Here is a 16,926-nt window from a genome sequence, read left to right on the forward strand (position 1 = left end):
CGTGAGGCCGCCACCCCACTGGCTGCTCGACCTCGACGTACCGCCCGCGAGACCCGGGAGACATCATGAGCAAGACATTCCAGCGGCGCCAAGGCCGATGGATTGCCTTCCCGCTCGTCGCGCTCCTCGCCGGGGGGATCCATGCCATCGGGCCCGTCCAGCAGATGCCCGGGAAGCGGCCCCACGCCGTGACCGGGTCGGCCTCATCCACCGCTGCCGCCGATCGCCTCGCGATCAGCGGCAGCGTCACCAGCACGCTGACGCCGACGTCGACCGCCCCGGTCCTGCTGATCCTGACCAATGGCAGCGATGTCCCGCTCGGTATCACCGGCCTGACCGTCCAGGTGGCTGACATCACCGCGCACGGCGGTGGTGAGGCAGCCTGCGACCCGAGCCAGTTCGTGATCCGGCAGTCTGCCGGCAGGTACGGGTTCCACCTCGCTGCCGGCACCACCAGCAGTCTTGCCGAACTGGGATTCGTCCCGGCCCACTGGCCCCAGGTCACCATGCGGGACCTGCCCACGAACCAGGACGGCTGCAAGGACGTCGTGATCCTGCTCCGGGTGATCGGAACGGCCCTGGAGCCGACATCATGAAGCGCCGGGCGCGTCGGACGGCCGTGCTCGTCCTCAGCACGCTCGCCGCCGTCGCTGCCGTGACCGCCGACGCCTACTGGCCCGGATCAGCTGACGGAACCGCGGCCGGCACGGCCGGGGGAGCGCTGTCGATCACGATGACCGCCGGTACGCCGACGACCCAGCTGAGTCCTGGCGGGAGCGCAGGCGTGGCGCTGACGATATCCAACCCGAACTTGTTCGGCGTCCGGATCACCGCGCTGTCCTTGAACACCGGCGCCGGGACGGGCGGGTTTGCCGTCGATGCTGCCCACGCCGGATGTGCTGTCGCAACGCTGAGCTACACGCAGCAAACCAATGGCGGAGCCGGCTGGACCGTACCCGCGAAACTCGGTGCGGTGAACGGTTCACTGCCGCTGGATCTACCCGCTGCGCTGACGATGAACGTCGATGCGGCCAACGCCTGCCAGGGCGCAAGTTTCACCGTGTTCCTGTTGGCCGGCTGATGACGACCCGGGCCGCTGCGGGCCGTTCCACCCGCGTCCGCCTGCTCTGCCAACTCACCGGTACTGTCGTTGTTGCCGCAGTCACCATGACACTGGTCGCAGGCAATGCTGCGGCGTACTGGACCAGCGATTCCACTACTGGCGCGGGCGGAGCCGCGGCGACGACGGTGAACCAGGGCGCGACACCCACCGCCAGTGGGGTCGGGAACACAGTGACCGTCAACTGGGCCGCAAGCACTCTGGCGAACGGTACGGCGGTGGCGAACTACCTGGTCACCCGCTACGACGTCGCGACCCAGACTCCGCAACTCGTCTGCACGGTCACGGGCACGACGTGCACCGATTCGGCGGCGCCCGCCGGGCAGTGGGTCTACTCCGTCACACCGCGCGCGGGGACCAACTGGCTCGGCCTTGAGAGTGAGAAGAGCAACCAGGTCACGTCGGACCTCGTCGCCCCCACCAATGCCCTCACCGTAGCTGTTGTCGCAGGCAACGCCGCCCTGAGCGGTGGCACGATCTTCTACCGCGGGCTGGCCGCAGGCTCGTTCCGGCTCCGCAACGCGATGACCGACGCCGGGTCGGGGCCTGCCTCGAGTACGACGACACCCCTGACCAGTGGGCCAACCTGGACACACAACGCGTCGAGCGTCTCCACACCCGCGGGCGGGCCGTATCTCTCCGACCCGTTCACCTGGCCGGCAGCGACAACGAGCTCGCCCACCGAGACCATCAGCGGTCGCGATGTCGCCGGCAACGTGAGCAGCCTGCCGCTGACCTTCGTCGACGATTCCATCGCACCGACCGGTGGCACCCTGAGCTACGCGGCCGGCTATCAACCGGGCCCGTCGGTCCAGATCTCGTTCACCTCCGGAACCGACACCGGGTCAGGCATCGCCGGCCGCCAACTCCAGCGTTCCGCGGCGGCCACGAGCGTCGGCGTCTGCCCAGTCATCGGCAGCTACAGCGCCTTTGCCGACGTAGGCCCGCTCGACCCCGCTTCGCCGTACGTCGACGACCAAGTGACGACCGATACCTGCTACGTGTACCGGTACGTCATCACCGACCTGGTAGGAAACCAGTACATCGCGACGAACACCAACGTCGCGATCGTCAGCTACGCCGGTGCCGTCAGCACCACAGTTGGCGCTCTCAGCCTCTGGCGCTTCGGCGAAAGCGCGACCGACCTGATCTCAGCGGACAAGTTCACTGCGCCGACCGGCACGGAGTTGTCGGCTCACACCAGCGATACCAGCTGGACCAGGTGGGCGGCGGACCTCAACATCGCCGTGATCACCGCTCAGGGCCGGGTTCGCCAGAACGCCGCGCTCACCGGCGCCGCCAGCTACTACACCTCAGCCACCCCGTCGAGCCCCGACTACTCAGTTGAAGCCGACATCACCGTGAAGTCGGTCCTGGCGCTCGACGACGTCGGCATCGAAGGCCGCCTCCAGCTCGGCAGCAGTCTGAGCGGCACGTTCTACCTCGCCCAGTATCACCTCGGCGCATTTGGCGTCGCCCAATGGCAGCTGCTCCGGTACGTCAACGGCACGCCCAGCTTGTTGACGACAGCTGTCGCGCAGTCGTCGGCTGTCGGGCAGACGTACCGGCTCCGGCTGGACATGGCCGGATCGACGATCCGCATGTTCGTCAACGGTGTCGTCGTCGCAACAGCGTCCGATCCGTCTCCCATAACTCCCGCCGGCCGGGCCGGCATCCGGCTCGGATCGACCGCGGTGATCGTCGGCCAGAGCGACACCACCGGTCTTCAGCTCGACAACTTCCAGTTGAATCTGTCGACGTATCCCCGCGCCGCGGACAGTCTGAGCACCAACACCGCCGACTACAAGAACGGCGTGAGCCTCGGCGCCACCGGAGCGCTGACCGGGAGCACCGACGCCGCCGCCCGGTTCGACGGCCTCAACGACTACGCGCAGGCGGCCGGGACGACCGGCCTGCCGGTCGGCGCCTCGGCCCGGTCCGTGGAGCTGTGGTTCACGACGACGAGCTCGTCGAAGCAGATGTTGTTCGACTACGGCACGCGGGCGACGAACCAGAAGTTCTCTCTGAGCATCGACGCCGGTGGCGCGTCGATGACGGCCTGGGCCGGCGGTGCGGGCTCGGACAAGACGTTCACGCCGGCGTTCGCCGTCAACGACGGGCTGTGGCACCACCTTGTGACGACCTATGACGGCACCTCGATCCGGATCTACGTCGACGGCGTCGCACTCGCACCGCAGGCTGCGGTCCGTGCGACGGTGATGGACCCGTACGGCTTCTCCATCGGCGCGGCCTTGAACACCTTGGACCCCAACTCGACGGCGTACTTCGACGGCATGATCGACGAGGTCGCCATCTACACCGCGGTGCTGAGCCAGGCGACCGTCACCAACCACCACCAATTCGGCAAGCACTGACCGTAACCGTTCGGTTCGCTCGCAGGCCCACGGCAACCGGTCAGGAATCGAGAAGCACCGGTGTTCGGACCCGATTAGCGTGAGAGTCACTGAACGTCAGGGGCAAACGCCCCCCGAAATTGGAGACGAAATGACTGGCACGCAAGGCGTCAACACGATCCTGCACCCCGTGACCGACCTCGAGAAGGCCAAGCCGGTGTACGCCGCTCTGCTCGGCGTCGAGCCGATGGCCGACTCGCCGTACTACGTCGGGTTCGAGGCCGAAGGCCAGCAGATCGGGCTGGTCCCGAACAGCGACATGACCTCGCCGATCGCCTACTGGCACGTGACCGACATCGAGGCCAAGATCAAGGAGATCACCGAGGCCGGCGGCGCCCTCAAGGACGCCCCGAAGGACGTCGGCGCCGGGCGGCTCGTCGCCACCCTCACCGATCCCGACGGCAACGTTCTCGGCATTCTCCAGGACCCGTCCTGATCATGTGCCACGTCCCGGAGGAGTACCGCGCGGCGCTGTTCGGCGTACGCCGCCAGCCGGAGGAGGCCGCCGGCGTCGAGGAAATCCCCGTGTGCGCGGACGAGCAGTTGGGGCATGATCTGGTCCATGGGCGACCCGATCCGGCACGTGCTGTTCGACGCTGACGGCGTACTGCAGGATCTTCCGGGCGGTTGGTACGCGGCGATGGAGCCATATCTGGGTTCTCGGTCCCGGGATTTCCTCCACGAGACCTGGTCCGACGAGCTGCCGATGCTCGCCGGGCGTGGTGACTACCTGCCGGTGCTCGCGGCGTCGCTGGAGAAGTACGGCGTGAGCACACCGGCGGCCGAGTTGTACGACGCGGTGTGGAAGAACATCGTGCTGATCGAGGAGTCACTCGACATCGTGCGGACCCTGAAGCGGAACGGGTACGGCGTACACCTCGGCACCAACCAGGAGTGCTACCGCGGCGCTCACATGCGAGAGGTCCTCGGGTACGACGACCTGTTCGACGTCAGCTGCTACTCGTACGACCTCGGCGTCGCGAAACCCGACCCGTCCTTCTTCACCCGCGCCGCGGAACGCATCGGCGCCGACGCGGACTCGATCCTGTTCATCGACGACACCGCCAAGAACATCATCGGCGCCCGCACCGCCGGCCTCCACGCCGAACAATGGGACTTCACCCAAGGCCACGCCGCCCTCCACACCGTCTTCACACGCCACGGCATCTCTGCTGCTTAGGTCACTCGACGACGATTTCGACCGGGATGTTGCCGTCTGTGGCGCGGGAGTAGGGGCAGATGTTGTGGGCTGCTTCGATCAGTTTGCGGCCGGGTTCGCCATGGAGGTGGTCGGGGAGTTCGATCCGCAGTACGGCGGCCAGGGTGAACCTCTGACCGACCGGGACGAGGCTGATCTCCGCGGTCACCGCGACGTCTTTGGCGTCGAGGTTCTGGGTCTGGCCGATGCGGTCCAGGACGGTCGAGAAGCAGGCGGCCCAGCCTGCGGCGAGCAACTGTTCGGGGTTGAGACCGTCGCCGGTGCCGCCGAGCTCCTTCGGCAGGGCGAGTTGGACGTCGAGCAGCCCGTCGGCGGTGACGGCGCGGGCGTCGCGCCCCGAGGAGGTCGCGACGGCTGTGTAGGTGGGGTTCATCGTGGTGGGATTCATGCGAACAACGATCCGGGGCGACGGGGAGCGGCTCAATTACCTCTTTGTTAATGGAGGCGCGGCGTGTGTCCGCCGTACGCTGATTTTGTGACCGTGCTGGAAGAGCCGCAGACCGTGGGGGAGATGCTTCGCTTCTGGCGGATGCACCGGAAGCTGAGTCAGCTCGAGTTGGCGCTCGATGCGGAGGTGTCGACCAAGCATCTGAGTTTCGTGGAGACGGGCCGCGCGCAGCCGAGCCGGCAACTGCTGGTGCATCTCTCGAACCATCTCGATCTGCCGCTGGCCGAACAGAACCGATTGCTGCTGGCGGGTGGATTCGCGCCGCGGTACCTCGACGAGCCGTACCACTCCGACGCGATGCTCCCGCTCCGCGAACCACTGCGCCAACTCCTCGACGCCCACCTGCCGAACCCGGCGCTCATCGTCGACGGCCTCTGGAACCTGATCGACGCGAACGACGCCGCATCACTGCTCTGGGACGGCGTCGACCCCGAACTCCTGAAGCCGCCGATGAACATGCTGCGCCTAGCCCTCCACCCCGGCGGCCTGCCCAGCATCTCGTCCATGACCGCGGCGTGCAGTGTCCCGCTCATCCACCAGCTCAAACGCAAGAGCCGCGACACCGCCGACAAACCGCTCGCGGACCTCCTCGAAGAACTCGAGCCCTACCTCCCCGACAAGCCGGTCACCGGCCCGTCCCAACAGCCCATGGTCACCCTCGACCTCCAAACCCGCCTTGGCCCCGTCCGCCTCTTCACCCTGATAGCCACCATCGGCGCCCCCTTGGAAGTAACAGCCGCCAACCTGGCCATAGAAACCTTCCTCCCCACAGACCCCACCAGCAGCGAACGGCTACGCGCCCTGGCACAGTCCAAGACGCAATGACGCCCGCCCTGGACCAAGCGGTCCTGGGCGCCGCGCGCGCCGCTCTCGTGGAACTCTGCGAGTCCGGCTCACCGGTCGTACGCCCCGAAACCGTCGACGAGATCCTGGCAGTCGCCGTACGCCGCTGGCAGTCCTTCCACCGCCGCAACGACCGCAGTGCAGACGTCAACACTCGCACCAACGACCTGGCCAAAGGCCTCGTCAACACCTTCGAACCCGACCCGACCCTCGCCGGCCCCCTCAAAACCGACTACCACCACCTAGCCGTAACCCTCGCGAACCTCTTTGCCTCCGCCTAGTCCTGGGGGTGCTGCAGGAGCTGGCGGGACGATCCGAAGCCCAGGCGCTCGTACACCGGGACTGCCTTGCGGCCCGAGTGGACTGTCACGCGCAGAGCACCGGCTCCCAGCGCATGCTCCGAAGCAGCCTTCACAAGCGCCGATCCGATTCCGCGGCCCCGGGCGTCAGGGATGACGAAGACGCTCTGGATGTCCGCGGACATCCGGCTCATCGCCCCAGGTCTCGGAACGCGTGGAACGAGCGCAACCCAGGCCATGCCGACGAGGTCTGGCTGATCGAGCCGCGCGACGTACGCTACGTGCGAGTCGTCACGGGCTGCCCACCACTGCCCGAGCTCCACTGCGAACTCGTCGACCGGTCGCTCCTCCTGCTCGTCCTCAGTGCTGTTCAACCACAACAACCGCGCGAGCCCCGCAACATCATCTGCATCAGCCTGACTGATCCGCACGACCTGAAGTCTTTCACGGAACGGGATCCCAGTGCGGGCGGTCCGTTTCGAGCAGCCGGAGCCAGATCTCGCTGATCGTCGGGTACGCCGGGACGGCGTGCCAGAGACGATCGATCGGGACCTCACCGATGATGGCGATGGTCGCCGCGTGCAGTAGTTCGGCGACATCGGGGCCGACCGCAGTGAACCCGATCAGGATGTTGCGGTCGGCATCGACAATCATCCGCGCCTGACCTCGGTAGTCGTCGGCGTGCAGGGCCGCTCCGGCGACTGCTCCGAGGTCGTAGTCGACAATCCGAATGTGCACACCGGCGGCCGCCGCAGCTTCGGCGGACAGACCGACGGCGGCGACCTCGGGATCGGTGAAGATCACCTGCGTCGCGGCACGTTCGTCGGCTGTGACCGCGTGCCGTCCCCACGGATTCAGGTCGGGCTCCTCGCCACGAGCTCGTACGGCGATCGCGTCGCCCAGCGCGCGTCCTTGGTACTTGCCGTGATGGGTGAGGAGAACACGCTTGTTCACGTCGCCCGCGGCGTACAACCAACTCTCGCCGACACGATCGCCGGCGTCGTCGACAACAGCGAGCGTTTCATCGACATGCAGCCAGTCACCCGGCGTCAGACCGACGTGATCCAAGCCGAGGTCCTTCGTGTTGGGCGTGCGCCCGGTCGCGACGAGAACCTCGTCAGCGTCGACCGTCGCGCCGTCGGAGAGCGCCAGATGTACGCCGTCTGCAGTCCGACGAGCCTCAGCGACCTCGACGTCCAGGTGAAGCGACACACCCGCAGTACGGAGAGCGGCCGCCACATGTTCACTGGCGAACGGCTCCACCCCGAGCAGCAGCCGGCTCTGAGAAATGAGCGTCACCTGCGAGCCGAGCGCGCTGAAGGCGGTAGCCATCTCGGAGCCGACGACCCCGCCACCGATGATGGCCAACCTCGCCGGGACGTTCTGCACGGCGGCCGCCTCGCGGCTCGTCCACGGTGCCACGTCCGCCAGCCCGCGGATGGGTGGAATGTGAGCGCTGCTGCCGGTGGCGATCACGACCGCGTGGCGTGCCTTCACGGTGGTCGTCGTACCGTCCGTCTGAGTGACGGTGACAGTACGCGTCCCAGTGATGCGTCCGTGGCCGCGGACCAGGTTGATGCCGGCGTGGTTCAGCCACTCGACCTGGCCGGAGTCGCTCCAGTTGGACGCGAATCGGTCGCGCCGGGCGAGCACCGCGGCTGGGTCCAGATTGCCGCTGACGGTTTGGCCGGCAGCCGGCAGTGCGCGAGCGGCGCGGAGGGCCGCGGCGTCGCGGAGCAGGGCCTTGGTCGGCATGCAGGCCCAGTACGAGCACTCGCCGCCGACGAGCTCGTGTTCGACGATCGCCGCGGTCAGGCCGCCCTGCACTACTCGGTCGGCGACGTTCTCGCCGACCGGTCCGCCACCGACGATCACGACGTCGAAGAGCTTCTCCGTCATGTCAGCTCACCTTCGCAGCGAGGCGCTGCAGCCGGATCGCGGAGATCAGGAAGAAGATGCCGCCCAGGATCGCGTACCCGGCGACGCTGGTGAGCGACGCCTTCGCGCCACCGGCCATCACGATGAAGCTGCCACCGGCGAGCACCGAGATACCGCCGCTGAGAATCATCGCCCACTGACCACCGAGCCGGTAGCGCAGGATCGCGACGACCAACTGGACGATGCCGGCGGTGATCGCCCACGCACCCCACACCCGCAGCACGCTCGGGATCCCGGACCCGGCCGCGACGGCCAGCCCGATCGCGGTGAGCAGGCTCAACGCCATGTTGACGTAGAGAGGCGCCTTCGGTCGCGTCGTACCCGAGGTCTGGAAGTCGATGACCGCCGCCGCGACGTCGAACAGTGGGTAGATCACCAAGAGAGCGGTTGCTCCTGGGTTGATCTTCTTGGCGATCGCCATCATCAGGACCGCCCAGACGATGGCGAAGCCGAAGCGGACGTAGTACAGCGTGCGCAGCGCCTTCGTGCTGTCGGCGGCGCCGGCCGTCGGGCCGGCAGTGGCTGCATAGGAACTGGACACCAGTTGCCTCTCATCTCATGTAGATAGAACGATCGGTACACCTGGAGCCTGCAGCAAGCTGTCTCCCGTTGTCAAGACCGATCGTTCTATCTGCTAATCTCGGAGTACCCCGAAGAGATCCGGAAGGGAAGCGGGATGTCGGAAGCACGGTCGCGACTGCTCAGCACGGCCACTGGGCTCTTCTACGCCGAAGGCATTCGCGCCGTGGGAGTCGACCGCGTCATCGCCGAGGCGCAGGTCACGCGCGCCACGCTGTACCGGCATTTCGCGAGCAAGGACGACCTGATCGTCGCCTATCTGACGCAGGCCGACGAGGCGATCCGGGCGCAGTTGAACACAGCGCGGGCCCAGGACGCGAGCCCGGCCGACATCATTCGAGCTGTCAGCCGCTCCATCGCCGACGACATCCAGCGTCCCGGCTTCCGAGGTTGCGCGTTCCTCAACGCCGCCGCCGAGTACCCGGACCCGGCCTTCGCCGTGCACCAGGCGGTCCTCAAGCACCGCCAATGGTTCCTGTGGACGATGGCCGAACTCTTCACCGGCCTCGGCAAGATCGACCCCGAACCCGCGGCCCGTCACTTCGTCATGCTCCGAGACGGCGCGATGGCCGCCGGCTGCCTGTCCGACCCCAAGCCTGTCTGCGAAACTTTCCTCCGCGGAGTAGAAGGCCTCCTCACCTACCGCAGCCGCGAGGAACAAGGCCAAAAGGCTCTCGGGTAGCGTCGTCCAATGCTGCCCGTCGACAGTCACGTACACAGCCAGTGGTCGTGGGCCGCGCTGCACGGCTGGTGGCACGCCGAAGGGGGACAGGCGGTCACCTTCGGCAGCGACGCGCACGAGGCGGCCGTACTCGGTCGGGGATTTCCTGAGGCGGTCGCGATGGGCGAGGCCTGCGGGTTCCGTCCGGGGCCGACGCCGCGGGGCGCGTGGGTGCGGAACGACTGTTAATGTCGGCCGGGATGGATGGGGATCTTCGACTCGCGTTCGGTGCCGTCGAGGCGGCGGCTGAGGTTGCTGTTGGGTATTTCGGGGCTGGGGTTGCGGCGACGTTGAAGGCTGACGGTACGCCGGTGACGGAGGCTGATCGGGCCGTCGAGGGGCTGCTTCGGGAGACGTTGTCGGCGGCCCGGCCCGGTGATGCGTTTCTGGGGGAGGAACTGGGGGAGTTGGGGGAGTCCGACCGGGTCTGGATTCTCGATCCGATCGACGGCACCAGGTTCTTCAGCGAGGGTGACCCGAACTGGCGGATCCAGATCGCGCTGGAGGTTCGAGGGGTCACCGAGCTCGCGGTGGTCGCATCTCCCGCGCTGGGTCGCTGCTGGTGGGCGACGCGAGGGGGCGGTGCCTTCGAGTCGTCCTGGCCGCGTGCCGAGACCCGTCGTCTCGGGGTGAGTACGGCGGCGTCGCCGGAAAACGCCGTACTGGTTGCTTTGGACAACGACCCCGGCGCTCGCCTTCCGTCGGCTCGCCCGCCGTGGAGCCCGCTGCCGCTGATCGAACTCGTCCACGGCGAGATCGACGCTTTCCTCGTCGAGCGCTACTACAAATGGGACCACGCACCGTGGATCCTGATCGTCGAAGAGGCCGGCGGCCGTTTCACGAACCCGACTGGCGGCAACTCGGGCGATCAAGGCGGCGGCCTGTACTCGAACGCCGCCCTCCACGACAACCTCCTCGCCACTCTGCACTACCCACTGCGCCCCTGACCGGGCACGTCCATCTGGGTGCCTGGCCCTCCGGCTGTCACGAGACGAACCGATCCGGGCCAAAGTCTGCGAGCAGCTCGTCTCGCGTCCCGCTGACGATCTCGGACGCGAGCAGCCGGCCGAGCACTGGTCCGAGCGTGATGCCACTGTGCGAAACGGCCTCGTAGTAACCCGGCACAGACGGCACCGCCCCCACCGACGGGAAACCGTCGATCGGGATCGGCCGTTCGACGACCCGTGTCTCTGCGATCCGGGAGCTACTCAGCTCGGGTACGACGTACTGCGCGTGTTCATGCAGCCGCCGGGCGAGTTCGGCAGGATCCTCGTCGGTGTCGATCAGTGCGTCGATCTCGCGGCTGTGGAGCACTACCGAGTCGTCACCATCAGGTCGGATCTCGATGTGGGGTGCGTGCATGGCCCGTTGAACTGGGACCTGAGCACAGCCGAGCCGCGTGACGACGCCGGGTTCGTGGCGCATCGGCAGGTGCCGTGAGACGAGGCCGGCGATGTGTGAGGCACTGGGACCTGCCGCATTCACAACGACGTCGACGTCGAGGCGGGTCCCGTCGGACAGTGCGACGGTCTGGATGTCCCCGCCGGCATCGATCTCGCGGACAGCAGTGCCGAAGCGATGCTCGGCGCCAGAGGCAACGGCCTGGCGGATCAGGCAGCCGACGAGCTGACGGCCATGCACCCAGGCTTCGTCCGGGTAGTACGCGACTGGAACCTCGTCAGGTATCGCGAGAGCAGGCTCGAGGTGGCGGCGTACCTCGGCTCCTGTCTGCACCTCGACCCGGTAGTCCCACGCAGCCAAGAGATCCGCCGTCTTCAGCAGCTGTGCCGGGTCGTCGGCCCAACGCAGGTGGCCGCTGGGTTGCCACCATGACCCCGGCCCAATGGCGCCGGAGAGTTCACGGTACGCCGCAATCCCCGCGACGTTCAGGTCGAAGTAGGACTTGCGCGCTGTCTTGTTGCTGGCGTTGACCCACGAGAACGACCAGTTGGTGACACCTTCGCCCGGCTGGCCGGCGTCGACGAAGATCACCTCGACGCCCAGCCGGGACAAGTTCCAACCCGCACAGGCTCCGAGAACGCCTGCTCCAATGACAACAGCCTTCATCGCCGACGCTCCATCTCGTCCGCATCGCCTTTGTTTACAAGGGTTTTCGCCCACTGTTCAGCCTGGCCGCCGACGAGGGTGTCGGTGAGCCGGCCCATCGCGACGAGGAGGCCGATGGATCCGGCCGTGATGAGTACCGCGAGCAACATGTCATTCATCGTCGAGCGGATCGAGACACGGAGACAGTGGCAAGAATGCCGTTCTCCGATAGATTCTGGTCATGCATCGAATCGCTGTTCTCGCGGTCGACGGGATCCACAGCTTCGACCTGTCGATGCCGCTGCAGGTGTTCAGTACGGCGCATTCGCTGGAGAAGGCGCCGGGGCAGCTCTTCGGTCCGCGGCTGTACGACGTGCGGGTCTGTGGTAACGGTCGCGACCTGCTTGTCACCGGCGTCGGCGGAGTAGAGATGTTCCGGCTCACGCCGCCGTACCCGTTGGCCGCCGCGATCAACGCCGACACCATCGTGGTCATCGGCGTACCCGCAGGCCGCGAACCGCTGACCGAAGCACTCGAGCTGCTCCGCGAGGCGCACCGGCGCGGCATCAGGATCGCCTCGATCAGCGCCGGTGGCGCCGCGGTGATGGCGGCGTCCGGCTTGATGGACGGCCGGCGGTTGGCGACGCACTGGTCGCGGGCACACGTGCTGGCCGAGCGTTACCCGCAGGTGATGGTCGACACCGACGCGCTCTACATCGACCACGGCGACGTCATGACCTCTGCCGGCGCGGCCAGTGGCATCGACATGTGCCTGCACATGATCCGTCAGGACTTCGGATCCGCGGTCGCCGCCGATGTCGCCAGGCACATGGTCGTGCCACCACAACGCGACGGCGGCCAGGCGCCGTACATCGCACACCCGGATCCCGGAGACGACCACGGATCACTGGAGCCGACGATGCGGTGGCTACGAGAACGGCTGGGGGAGTCGGTGACCTTGGCGGACATTGCGTCGTACGCCGGAACCAGCCCGCGCACGCTCAACCGGAGATTCCGCGAACAGACCGGAACGACGCCACTGCAATGGTTGCTGCGGCAACGAGTTCATCATGCGCAGGAATTGCTGGAAACCACCGACCTGTCCGTCGAGGAAATCTCCAGACACTGCGGTTTCGGTACGTCGATCGCGATGCGCCAGCACTTCGCCAAACACATCAGAACCTCACCGATGGCCTACCGCCGCACCTTCCGCGCCCGCACCGACTGACTTCGAGTGACTTCGCCGAGAACGGGACCAAGCCCCGCCGCGGTGTGCGGCGGGGCTTGGTCCCTGGACGACCTAGCGAGTGGTCGGCGCCGGCTCGCGGCGGCCGGTGTCGATCGCAAGGTCACCGACGTAGTTGGTGCGCAGGGCGAAACGGTCCCGGCTGTTGGTCTTGACCCACTCCGCGGCCCTCGCGGCGGCTGTGTCGGCCTGCGCCCGGGTTTCCCAGGTGCTGATGGAGACGAAGGCGTTCTTCTCGACCTGGGCAACCCCGTAGGACACGAAGCCCTGGCTCTCCTTGAACAAGGGAACCATCCCGGACTGTGCCTGGCCGACGACCTCGTCGAAGGTGCCGGTCTTGATGTCGTACAGAGCGACGCGCGTGCAGCGCATGGTGTGCCTTCCTGTGGTGGAGCGGCTCGCGTAAACCGTGAACCAGTTCCACCATTGAAGCTACGCTAGTAATCTAATACTGGCAATGCAGTTCCTAGATCTGCGCATCTAGTATGATCTGTGTCATGGCCTGGGGCTTTCTGACGAACCACGCGCAAGCACTGTTGTGCATCGCGCACGATCCGGGCGTGCGGCTGCGGGAGATCGCGATCGCGCTCGGCATCACGGAGCGCGCCGCCTTCGGCATCGTCACCGATCTAGTGGACGCGGGCTACGTGGTTAAAGACAAGAACGGCCGCCGCAACCGCTACGAAGTCCAAGTCGACAAACCGCTGCCCGAGGCCCTGCTCAACCAGCGAACGGTCGGCCAACTCGTGGACCTCCTCGCACACACCGAACTCGAGACACACGACGACACCTGAGCGCGCACCGAGCCGAGCCCGCCCAGGTGCCGGTGCGAGACCGTGGCTCAGTTGACGCTTGGCCTCGAGTACGACGCGTTCGTCAGGTCGTCTTGAGCACCTGTTCGACGATCATGCTGAACGCGTCGCGGGCTGGGCCGTCGTCGTCTTTCAGCCCTGCCAATGCGCACGTGGAAGGCGGCAGGTCACGGAGCGGAATGGCGACCACGTCAGGGTGCTGGAAATGCTGCGCGAACGGTACGACGGTGGGATGGACGAGTTGACCACGCGCCAGGAGGTAGAGGAGCTCGGCGTTGTCGTCGACGGGTGCGTCGACGAACCGGATGAGTCGGCCCGATGGTGTTCTGGCCGGACAGGTCGCCTCGGCCAGCTCGGCGGGGACGCCGTGGGGTCGCCGGACGTCGTGACCTACGAGGTCCTCCGTGGTCACGTCGGTGCGGCCGGCGAGCGGGTGGGTTCTGCCGACCATGACAACGCGCTTGTCGGTACTCAACACCGGACCGACGGCGATGTCGGGTTGGTCGAGGGGCAGTCGCGTCATGACCAGGTCGATCTCGCGTCGGCGCAGAGGACCGAGCCGGTCATCGAACGGCGTGGTGGTCAGCTGCACCTTGGCGCCTGCGTAGACCGCCTCGTACCGTTCGATCGCTCGGCTCAAGACATCCACTCCGGAAGCGAAGTTGAGCAGGCCCACACGCACCACACCTGGCCCCCGACCTCTCGCTTGGGCCCTACGTAGTACCCGGTCCAGACCCGCGACGGCTGGATCCAGCTCGGCGTACAACTCGCGTCCGGCCACGGTGAGACTGACGACGCGACTGGTGCGGTGGAAGAGCAAGTGACCGCCGAGCTTCCGCTCGAGGACCCGCAGGGTCTGGGAGACCCGCGAGGTCGTCAGACCGAGCCGTTCGGCGGCGCGGCCGAAATGCAGCTCCTCAGCGAGCACCAGAAACAGGCGCACTTCTCGCAGCTCGACCTCCGGAATCATGTACCGACGCTACACGCTGCGTGGAACAGATCGTCGTTGATGCGGTGGCCTTGCCCTGCGAGGCTCGGAGCCATGAAGTCCGGGAACCTCATCACGGTAGGCGTGCTCACACCTCACGCCGCTGAGGGGCAGCGTGCAGAGTGGCGGTGCATGGCTGCGACGCACGTCCGCATCCACGTCTCAAGGACGCAGAACCCCGCGTCGCCCGGATCTGAACCGCCGACCGCTGTAGCCGACCTGCTCGCGGGGACCACGCCGGCCTCGCTCGATGAGGCGGTGTCGACGTTGCAAGTTGCCGCACTGGATGCACTGGTCCTGGCATCGACGAGCTTGGGCTACGCCCTGGGCCACCGCGAAGAATCGGCACTGGTGCAGCGGCTCTCCGAGCGATGGGGCTTGCCCGCGTGCGCCACCGCGATGTCGGCGGTGTCGGCATTGAGGGCACTCGACATCAAGCGGGTCAGTCTCATTCACCCTCCGTGGTTCGGATCCTCGTTCAACGATCTCGGCGCCGAATACTTCCGCAGCCAGGGCTTCGAGGTCGTCGAGGCCCTGATAGCGGAGCTTCCGAACGACCCGGACCGGATCGAGCCTGCCTCGGTCGTCGACTGGATCTCTGACCATCTCAGCCCACGCGCCGAAGCTGTGGTCATCGGTGGGAACGGCTTCCGGGCGGCTCGGGCGGTCCACGCGCTGGAGAGCAGGATCGGACGTCTCGTCCTGGAGGCGAACCAGGTCCTGCTGAGATCCGTCCTCGACAGCGCGGGAGCAGCAATCACCATCGACGGATTCGGGAGGCTGCTCAACAACCTTCCCGAGTCAACACACACAAGGAACGAGAGGTATCCATGCGCAACGTCATCCTGTACATGTCCATGTCGCTGGACGGGATCGTGGCCAGCGACCGCGAGCACCCCGGCGCCGCGGTCGAGGACCCCGAGGTGAAGGAGTGGAAGCTAGAGCGCATCAGGAAGGCCGGCGCTCACCTGATGGGTCGCGTCACGTACCAGCAGATGTCGTCGTTCTGGCCACAGTCCGACGACCCGTACGCCGCGCCGATGAACGACATCCCCAAGGTCGTGTTCTCCAAAACACTCAACGACGCCGAGGCCACGTGGCCGACCACCCGCGTCGCGCGCGGAGACCTCGCAACCGAGATCGCCGGCATCAAGGCCGAACCGGGCCCTGACGTCATCGTCTGGGGCGGAGCCGGCCTCGCCGGGGCGTTGGCCGCGGCAGACCTGATCGACGAGTACCGCCTCCTGGTCCAGCCGATGGTCATTGGGCAAGGGCAGGCCCTCTTCGACCAACTGCCGGAGTCGCGACACCTGGATCTGGTCGAGGCCACGCCGTTCCCCAGCGGCATCGTCGTACAGATCTACCGCCCGCAACGCACCTGACAGCTTTCTCGGCCACAACTTTCTCGGCCACAACTTTCTCGGCCACAACTTTCTCGGCCACAGCGACGTCCCAAGTCAGCCGGGCTGAATTCCGCTGACAAAGGAGCGTTGGGTGCCGAAGACTGATTACGACGAGTTCGCTGAGGCGTACTCCGCGGACAACGAGACCAATCTGCTCAACGGCCACTATGAACGGCCCGCGATGGTGAGCCTCGCTGGTGACGTGGACGGCCGTCGCATCCTCGACGTCGGCTGCGGCTCCGGTCCGTTGTCCGCGGCGCTCCGTGACAAGGGCGCGATCGTGTCCGGCTTCGACCTGAGCGCGGCGATGATCGAACTGGCCCGCCGAAGGCTGGGGGAGGACGCCGACCTGACCGTCGCTGACCTGGCCAAGCCGCTCCCGTACGACGATGCCGCCTTCGATGACGTCGTTGCGTCCCTCGTCCTGCACTATCTGGAGGACTGGACCGAGCCGCTCGCAGAGCTGCGCCGGGTGCTGAAGCCGGGCGGACGCCTGATCCTGTCGCTGAACCACCCGTTCGTCTACACGGCTTTGAACCCCGACGGCGAGTACTTCGATGTCGCCGAGTTCACCTTCGACGCCGAACACGCCGGCCGTACGGTCGTGTACTCGATCTGGCACCGGCCGCTTCAGGCGATGTCCGACGCCTTCACGGCGGCAGGTTTCCGGATCTCGGTCATCAGCGAGCCGCCGATCTCCCCGGACACGCCGCCCGAACTGCGTCCGCAGAACATGAAGCACCCGGCACGGTTCATCAGCTTCATCTTCTTCGTCCTCGAGGCGTGCTGAAGCCCCTCTTCGTCGACGGACCACCCGGTGGTGTCTCTCCGCGGGCGCGCGCCTCGTTGC

Annotated in this window: 23 protein-coding genes; 15 read left to right on the forward strand and 8 right to left on the reverse strand. The window is 66.7% G+C overall.

From position 1 onward, the window contains the following. The first annotated feature begins 65 nt into the window (after window positions 1–65). The 5 genes from EV137_RS02075 (at window position 66) to EV137_RS02095 (ending at window position 4,714) form a co-directional block, all read left to right on the forward strand. Window positions 66–596, forward strand: coding sequence for a hypothetical protein (locus EV137_RS02075; protein WP_134126127.1), 531 nt, complete (start codon window positions 66–68; stop codon window positions 594–596). Continuing rightward, the gene (locus tag EV137_RS02080) at window positions 593–1,081 is read left to right on the forward strand and encodes a hypothetical protein (protein ID WP_134126129.1); all 489 of its coding nucleotides are present in this window, start codon (window positions 593–595) and stop codon (window positions 1,079–1,081) included. Before EV137_RS02075 ends, EV137_RS02080 begins: the two co-directional genes overlap by 4 nt. Beyond that, a complete protein-coding gene (locus EV137_RS02085; RefSeq protein ID WP_134126131.1) occupies window positions 1,081–3,495 on the forward strand; it encodes a LamG domain-containing protein in 2,415 nt (804 codons plus the stop codon). Before EV137_RS02080 ends, EV137_RS02085 begins: the two co-directional genes overlap by 1 nt. A gap of 130 nt (window positions 3,496–3,625) precedes the next feature. Then, entirely contained in the window at window positions 3,626–3,970 is a 345-nt protein-coding gene (locus tag EV137_RS02090) for a VOC family protein (RefSeq protein WP_134126133.1), read from the forward strand. A 114-nt stretch (window positions 3,971–4,084) separates the two neighbouring features. Then, window positions 4,085–4,714: an HAD family hydrolase gene (locus tag EV137_RS02095; RefSeq protein WP_238175036.1), complete on the forward strand. Its 630-nt coding sequence runs from the start codon at window positions 4,085–4,087 to the stop codon at window positions 4,712–4,714. 1 nt (window position 4,715) lies between these two features. Here EV137_RS02095 and EV137_RS02100 read toward each other — a convergent pair whose 3' ends face one another. Continuing rightward, a complete protein-coding gene (locus EV137_RS02100; RefSeq protein ID WP_238175037.1) occupies window positions 4,716–5,141 on the reverse strand; it encodes an Ohr family peroxiredoxin in 426 nt (141 codons plus the stop codon). Window positions 5,142–5,228: 87 nt separating this feature from the next. On the opposite strand from EV137_RS02100, the gene EV137_RS02105 reads away from it, so the two are divergent. Both EV137_RS02105 and EV137_RS02110 read left to right on the forward strand, forming a co-directional pair. Continuing rightward, window positions 5,229–6,026, forward strand: a complete 798-nt coding sequence (locus EV137_RS02105) for a helix-turn-helix domain-containing protein (protein WP_134126135.1) — start codon at window positions 5,229–5,231, stop codon at window positions 6,024–6,026. Next, complete coding sequence (locus tag EV137_RS02110) at window positions 6,023–6,325, forward strand: hypothetical protein (RefSeq protein WP_134126137.1); 303 nt, start codon at window positions 6,023–6,025, stop codon at window positions 6,323–6,325. Before EV137_RS02105 ends, EV137_RS02110 begins: the two co-directional genes overlap by 4 nt. Here the strand turns inward: EV137_RS02110 and EV137_RS02115 are convergent. From EV137_RS02115 to EV137_RS02125, 3 genes are read right to left on the reverse strand one after another with little or no spacing between them, the layout of a single operon-like run. Then, complete coding sequence (locus EV137_RS02115; RefSeq protein WP_166679751.1) at window positions 6,322–6,774, reverse strand: GNAT family N-acetyltransferase; 453 nt, start codon at window positions 6,772–6,774, stop codon at window positions 6,322–6,324. The genes EV137_RS02110 and EV137_RS02115 overlap by 4 nt on opposite strands. A gap of 13 nt (window positions 6,775–6,787) precedes the next feature. Next, entirely contained in the window at window positions 6,788–8,242 is a 1,455-nt protein-coding gene (locus EV137_RS02120; RefSeq protein WP_134126141.1) for a dihydrolipoyl dehydrogenase family protein, read from the reverse strand. A gap of 1 nt (window position 8,243) precedes the next feature. Beyond that, window positions 8,244–8,822, reverse strand: a complete 579-nt coding sequence (locus tag EV137_RS02125; protein WP_134126143.1) for a hypothetical protein — start codon at window positions 8,820–8,822, stop codon at window positions 8,244–8,246. Window positions 8,823–8,957: 135 nt separating this feature from the next. Between EV137_RS02125 and EV137_RS02130 the strand changes: the two genes are divergently transcribed. From EV137_RS02130 to EV137_RS02140, 3 genes are read left to right on the forward strand one after another with little or no spacing between them, the layout of a single operon-like run. Next, window positions 8,958–9,542, forward strand: a complete 585-nt coding sequence (locus EV137_RS02130; RefSeq protein ID WP_134010272.1) for a TetR/AcrR family transcriptional regulator — start codon at window positions 8,958–8,960, stop codon at window positions 9,540–9,542. 9 nt (window positions 9,543–9,551) lie between these two features. Beyond that, window positions 9,552–9,770 (forward strand): hypothetical protein, encoded by a 219-nt coding sequence (locus EV137_RS02135; RefSeq protein ID WP_134126145.1) that lies wholly within the window; start codon window positions 9,552–9,554, stop codon window positions 9,768–9,770. 11 nt (window positions 9,771–9,781) lie between these two features. After that, window positions 9,782–10,528, forward strand: a complete 747-nt coding sequence (locus EV137_RS02140; protein ID WP_166679752.1) for an inositol monophosphatase family protein — start codon at window positions 9,782–9,784, stop codon at window positions 10,526–10,528. 37 nt (window positions 10,529–10,565) lie between these two features. On the opposite strand, the gene EV137_RS02145 is transcribed toward EV137_RS02140, so the two are convergent. Together EV137_RS02145 and EV137_RS40380 are read right to left on the reverse strand one after the other, a co-directional pair. After that, window positions 10,566–11,648: an NAD(P)/FAD-dependent oxidoreductase gene (locus tag EV137_RS02145; protein WP_134126149.1), complete on the reverse strand. Its 1,083-nt coding sequence runs from the start codon at window positions 11,646–11,648 to the stop codon at window positions 10,566–10,568. Further along, window positions 11,645–11,797, reverse strand: coding sequence for a hypothetical protein (locus tag EV137_RS40380; protein WP_166679753.1), 153 nt, complete (start codon window positions 11,795–11,797; stop codon window positions 11,645–11,647). The genes EV137_RS02145 and EV137_RS40380 overlap by 4 nt, the downstream gene beginning before the upstream one ends. A 71-nt stretch (window positions 11,798–11,868) precedes the next feature. On the opposite strand from EV137_RS40380, the gene EV137_RS02150 reads away from it, so the two are divergent. Beyond that, window positions 11,869–12,855: a GlxA family transcriptional regulator gene (locus EV137_RS02150; protein WP_134126151.1), complete on the forward strand. Its 987-nt coding sequence runs from the start codon at window positions 11,869–11,871 to the stop codon at window positions 12,853–12,855. 72 nt (window positions 12,856–12,927) lie between these two features. Here the strand turns inward: EV137_RS02150 and EV137_RS02155 are convergent, their stop codons facing one another. Beyond that, complete coding sequence (locus EV137_RS02155; protein WP_134010262.1) at window positions 12,928–13,245, reverse strand: hypothetical protein; 318 nt, start codon at window positions 13,243–13,245, stop codon at window positions 12,928–12,930. A gap of 125 nt (window positions 13,246–13,370) precedes the next feature. On the opposite strand from EV137_RS02155, the gene EV137_RS02160 reads away from it, so the two are divergent. Further along, window positions 13,371–13,667, forward strand: a complete 297-nt coding sequence (locus tag EV137_RS02160; protein WP_202870789.1) for a helix-turn-helix transcriptional regulator — start codon at window positions 13,371–13,373, stop codon at window positions 13,665–13,667. A gap of 82 nt (window positions 13,668–13,749) precedes the next feature. On the opposite strand, the gene EV137_RS02165 is transcribed toward EV137_RS02160, so the two are convergent. Further along, window positions 13,750–14,655 (reverse strand): LysR family transcriptional regulator, encoded by a 906-nt coding sequence (locus EV137_RS02165; protein WP_134126155.1) that lies wholly within the window; start codon window positions 14,653–14,655, stop codon window positions 13,750–13,752. Between the two features lie 72 nt (window positions 14,656–14,727). On the opposite strand from EV137_RS02165, the gene EV137_RS02170 reads away from it, so the two are divergent. From EV137_RS02170 to EV137_RS02180, 3 genes are all read left to right on the forward strand, one after another. Further along, window positions 14,728–15,600, forward strand: coding sequence for a maleate cis-trans isomerase family protein (locus tag EV137_RS02170; RefSeq protein ID WP_134126157.1), 873 nt, complete (start codon window positions 14,728–14,730; stop codon window positions 15,598–15,600). After that, window positions 15,525–16,055, forward strand: coding sequence for a dihydrofolate reductase family protein (locus EV137_RS02175; protein ID WP_238175038.1), 531 nt, complete (start codon window positions 15,525–15,527; stop codon window positions 16,053–16,055). Before EV137_RS02170 ends, EV137_RS02175 begins: the two co-directional genes overlap by 76 nt. A 112-nt stretch (window positions 16,056–16,167) precedes the next feature. After that, window positions 16,168–16,866 carry a class I SAM-dependent methyltransferase gene (locus tag EV137_RS02180; RefSeq protein WP_238175039.1) on the forward strand — a complete coding sequence of 233 codons (699 nt, stop codon included), beginning with the start codon at window positions 16,168–16,170 and terminating at the stop codon, window positions 16,864–16,866. Window positions 16,867–16,926: the final 60 nt, after the last annotated feature.

The sequence above is a fragment of the Kribbella pratensis genome, from assembly GCF_004366075.1.
Classification (GTDB): domain Bacteria; phylum Actinomycetota; class Actinomycetes; order Propionibacteriales; family Kribbellaceae; genus Kribbella; species Kribbella pratensis.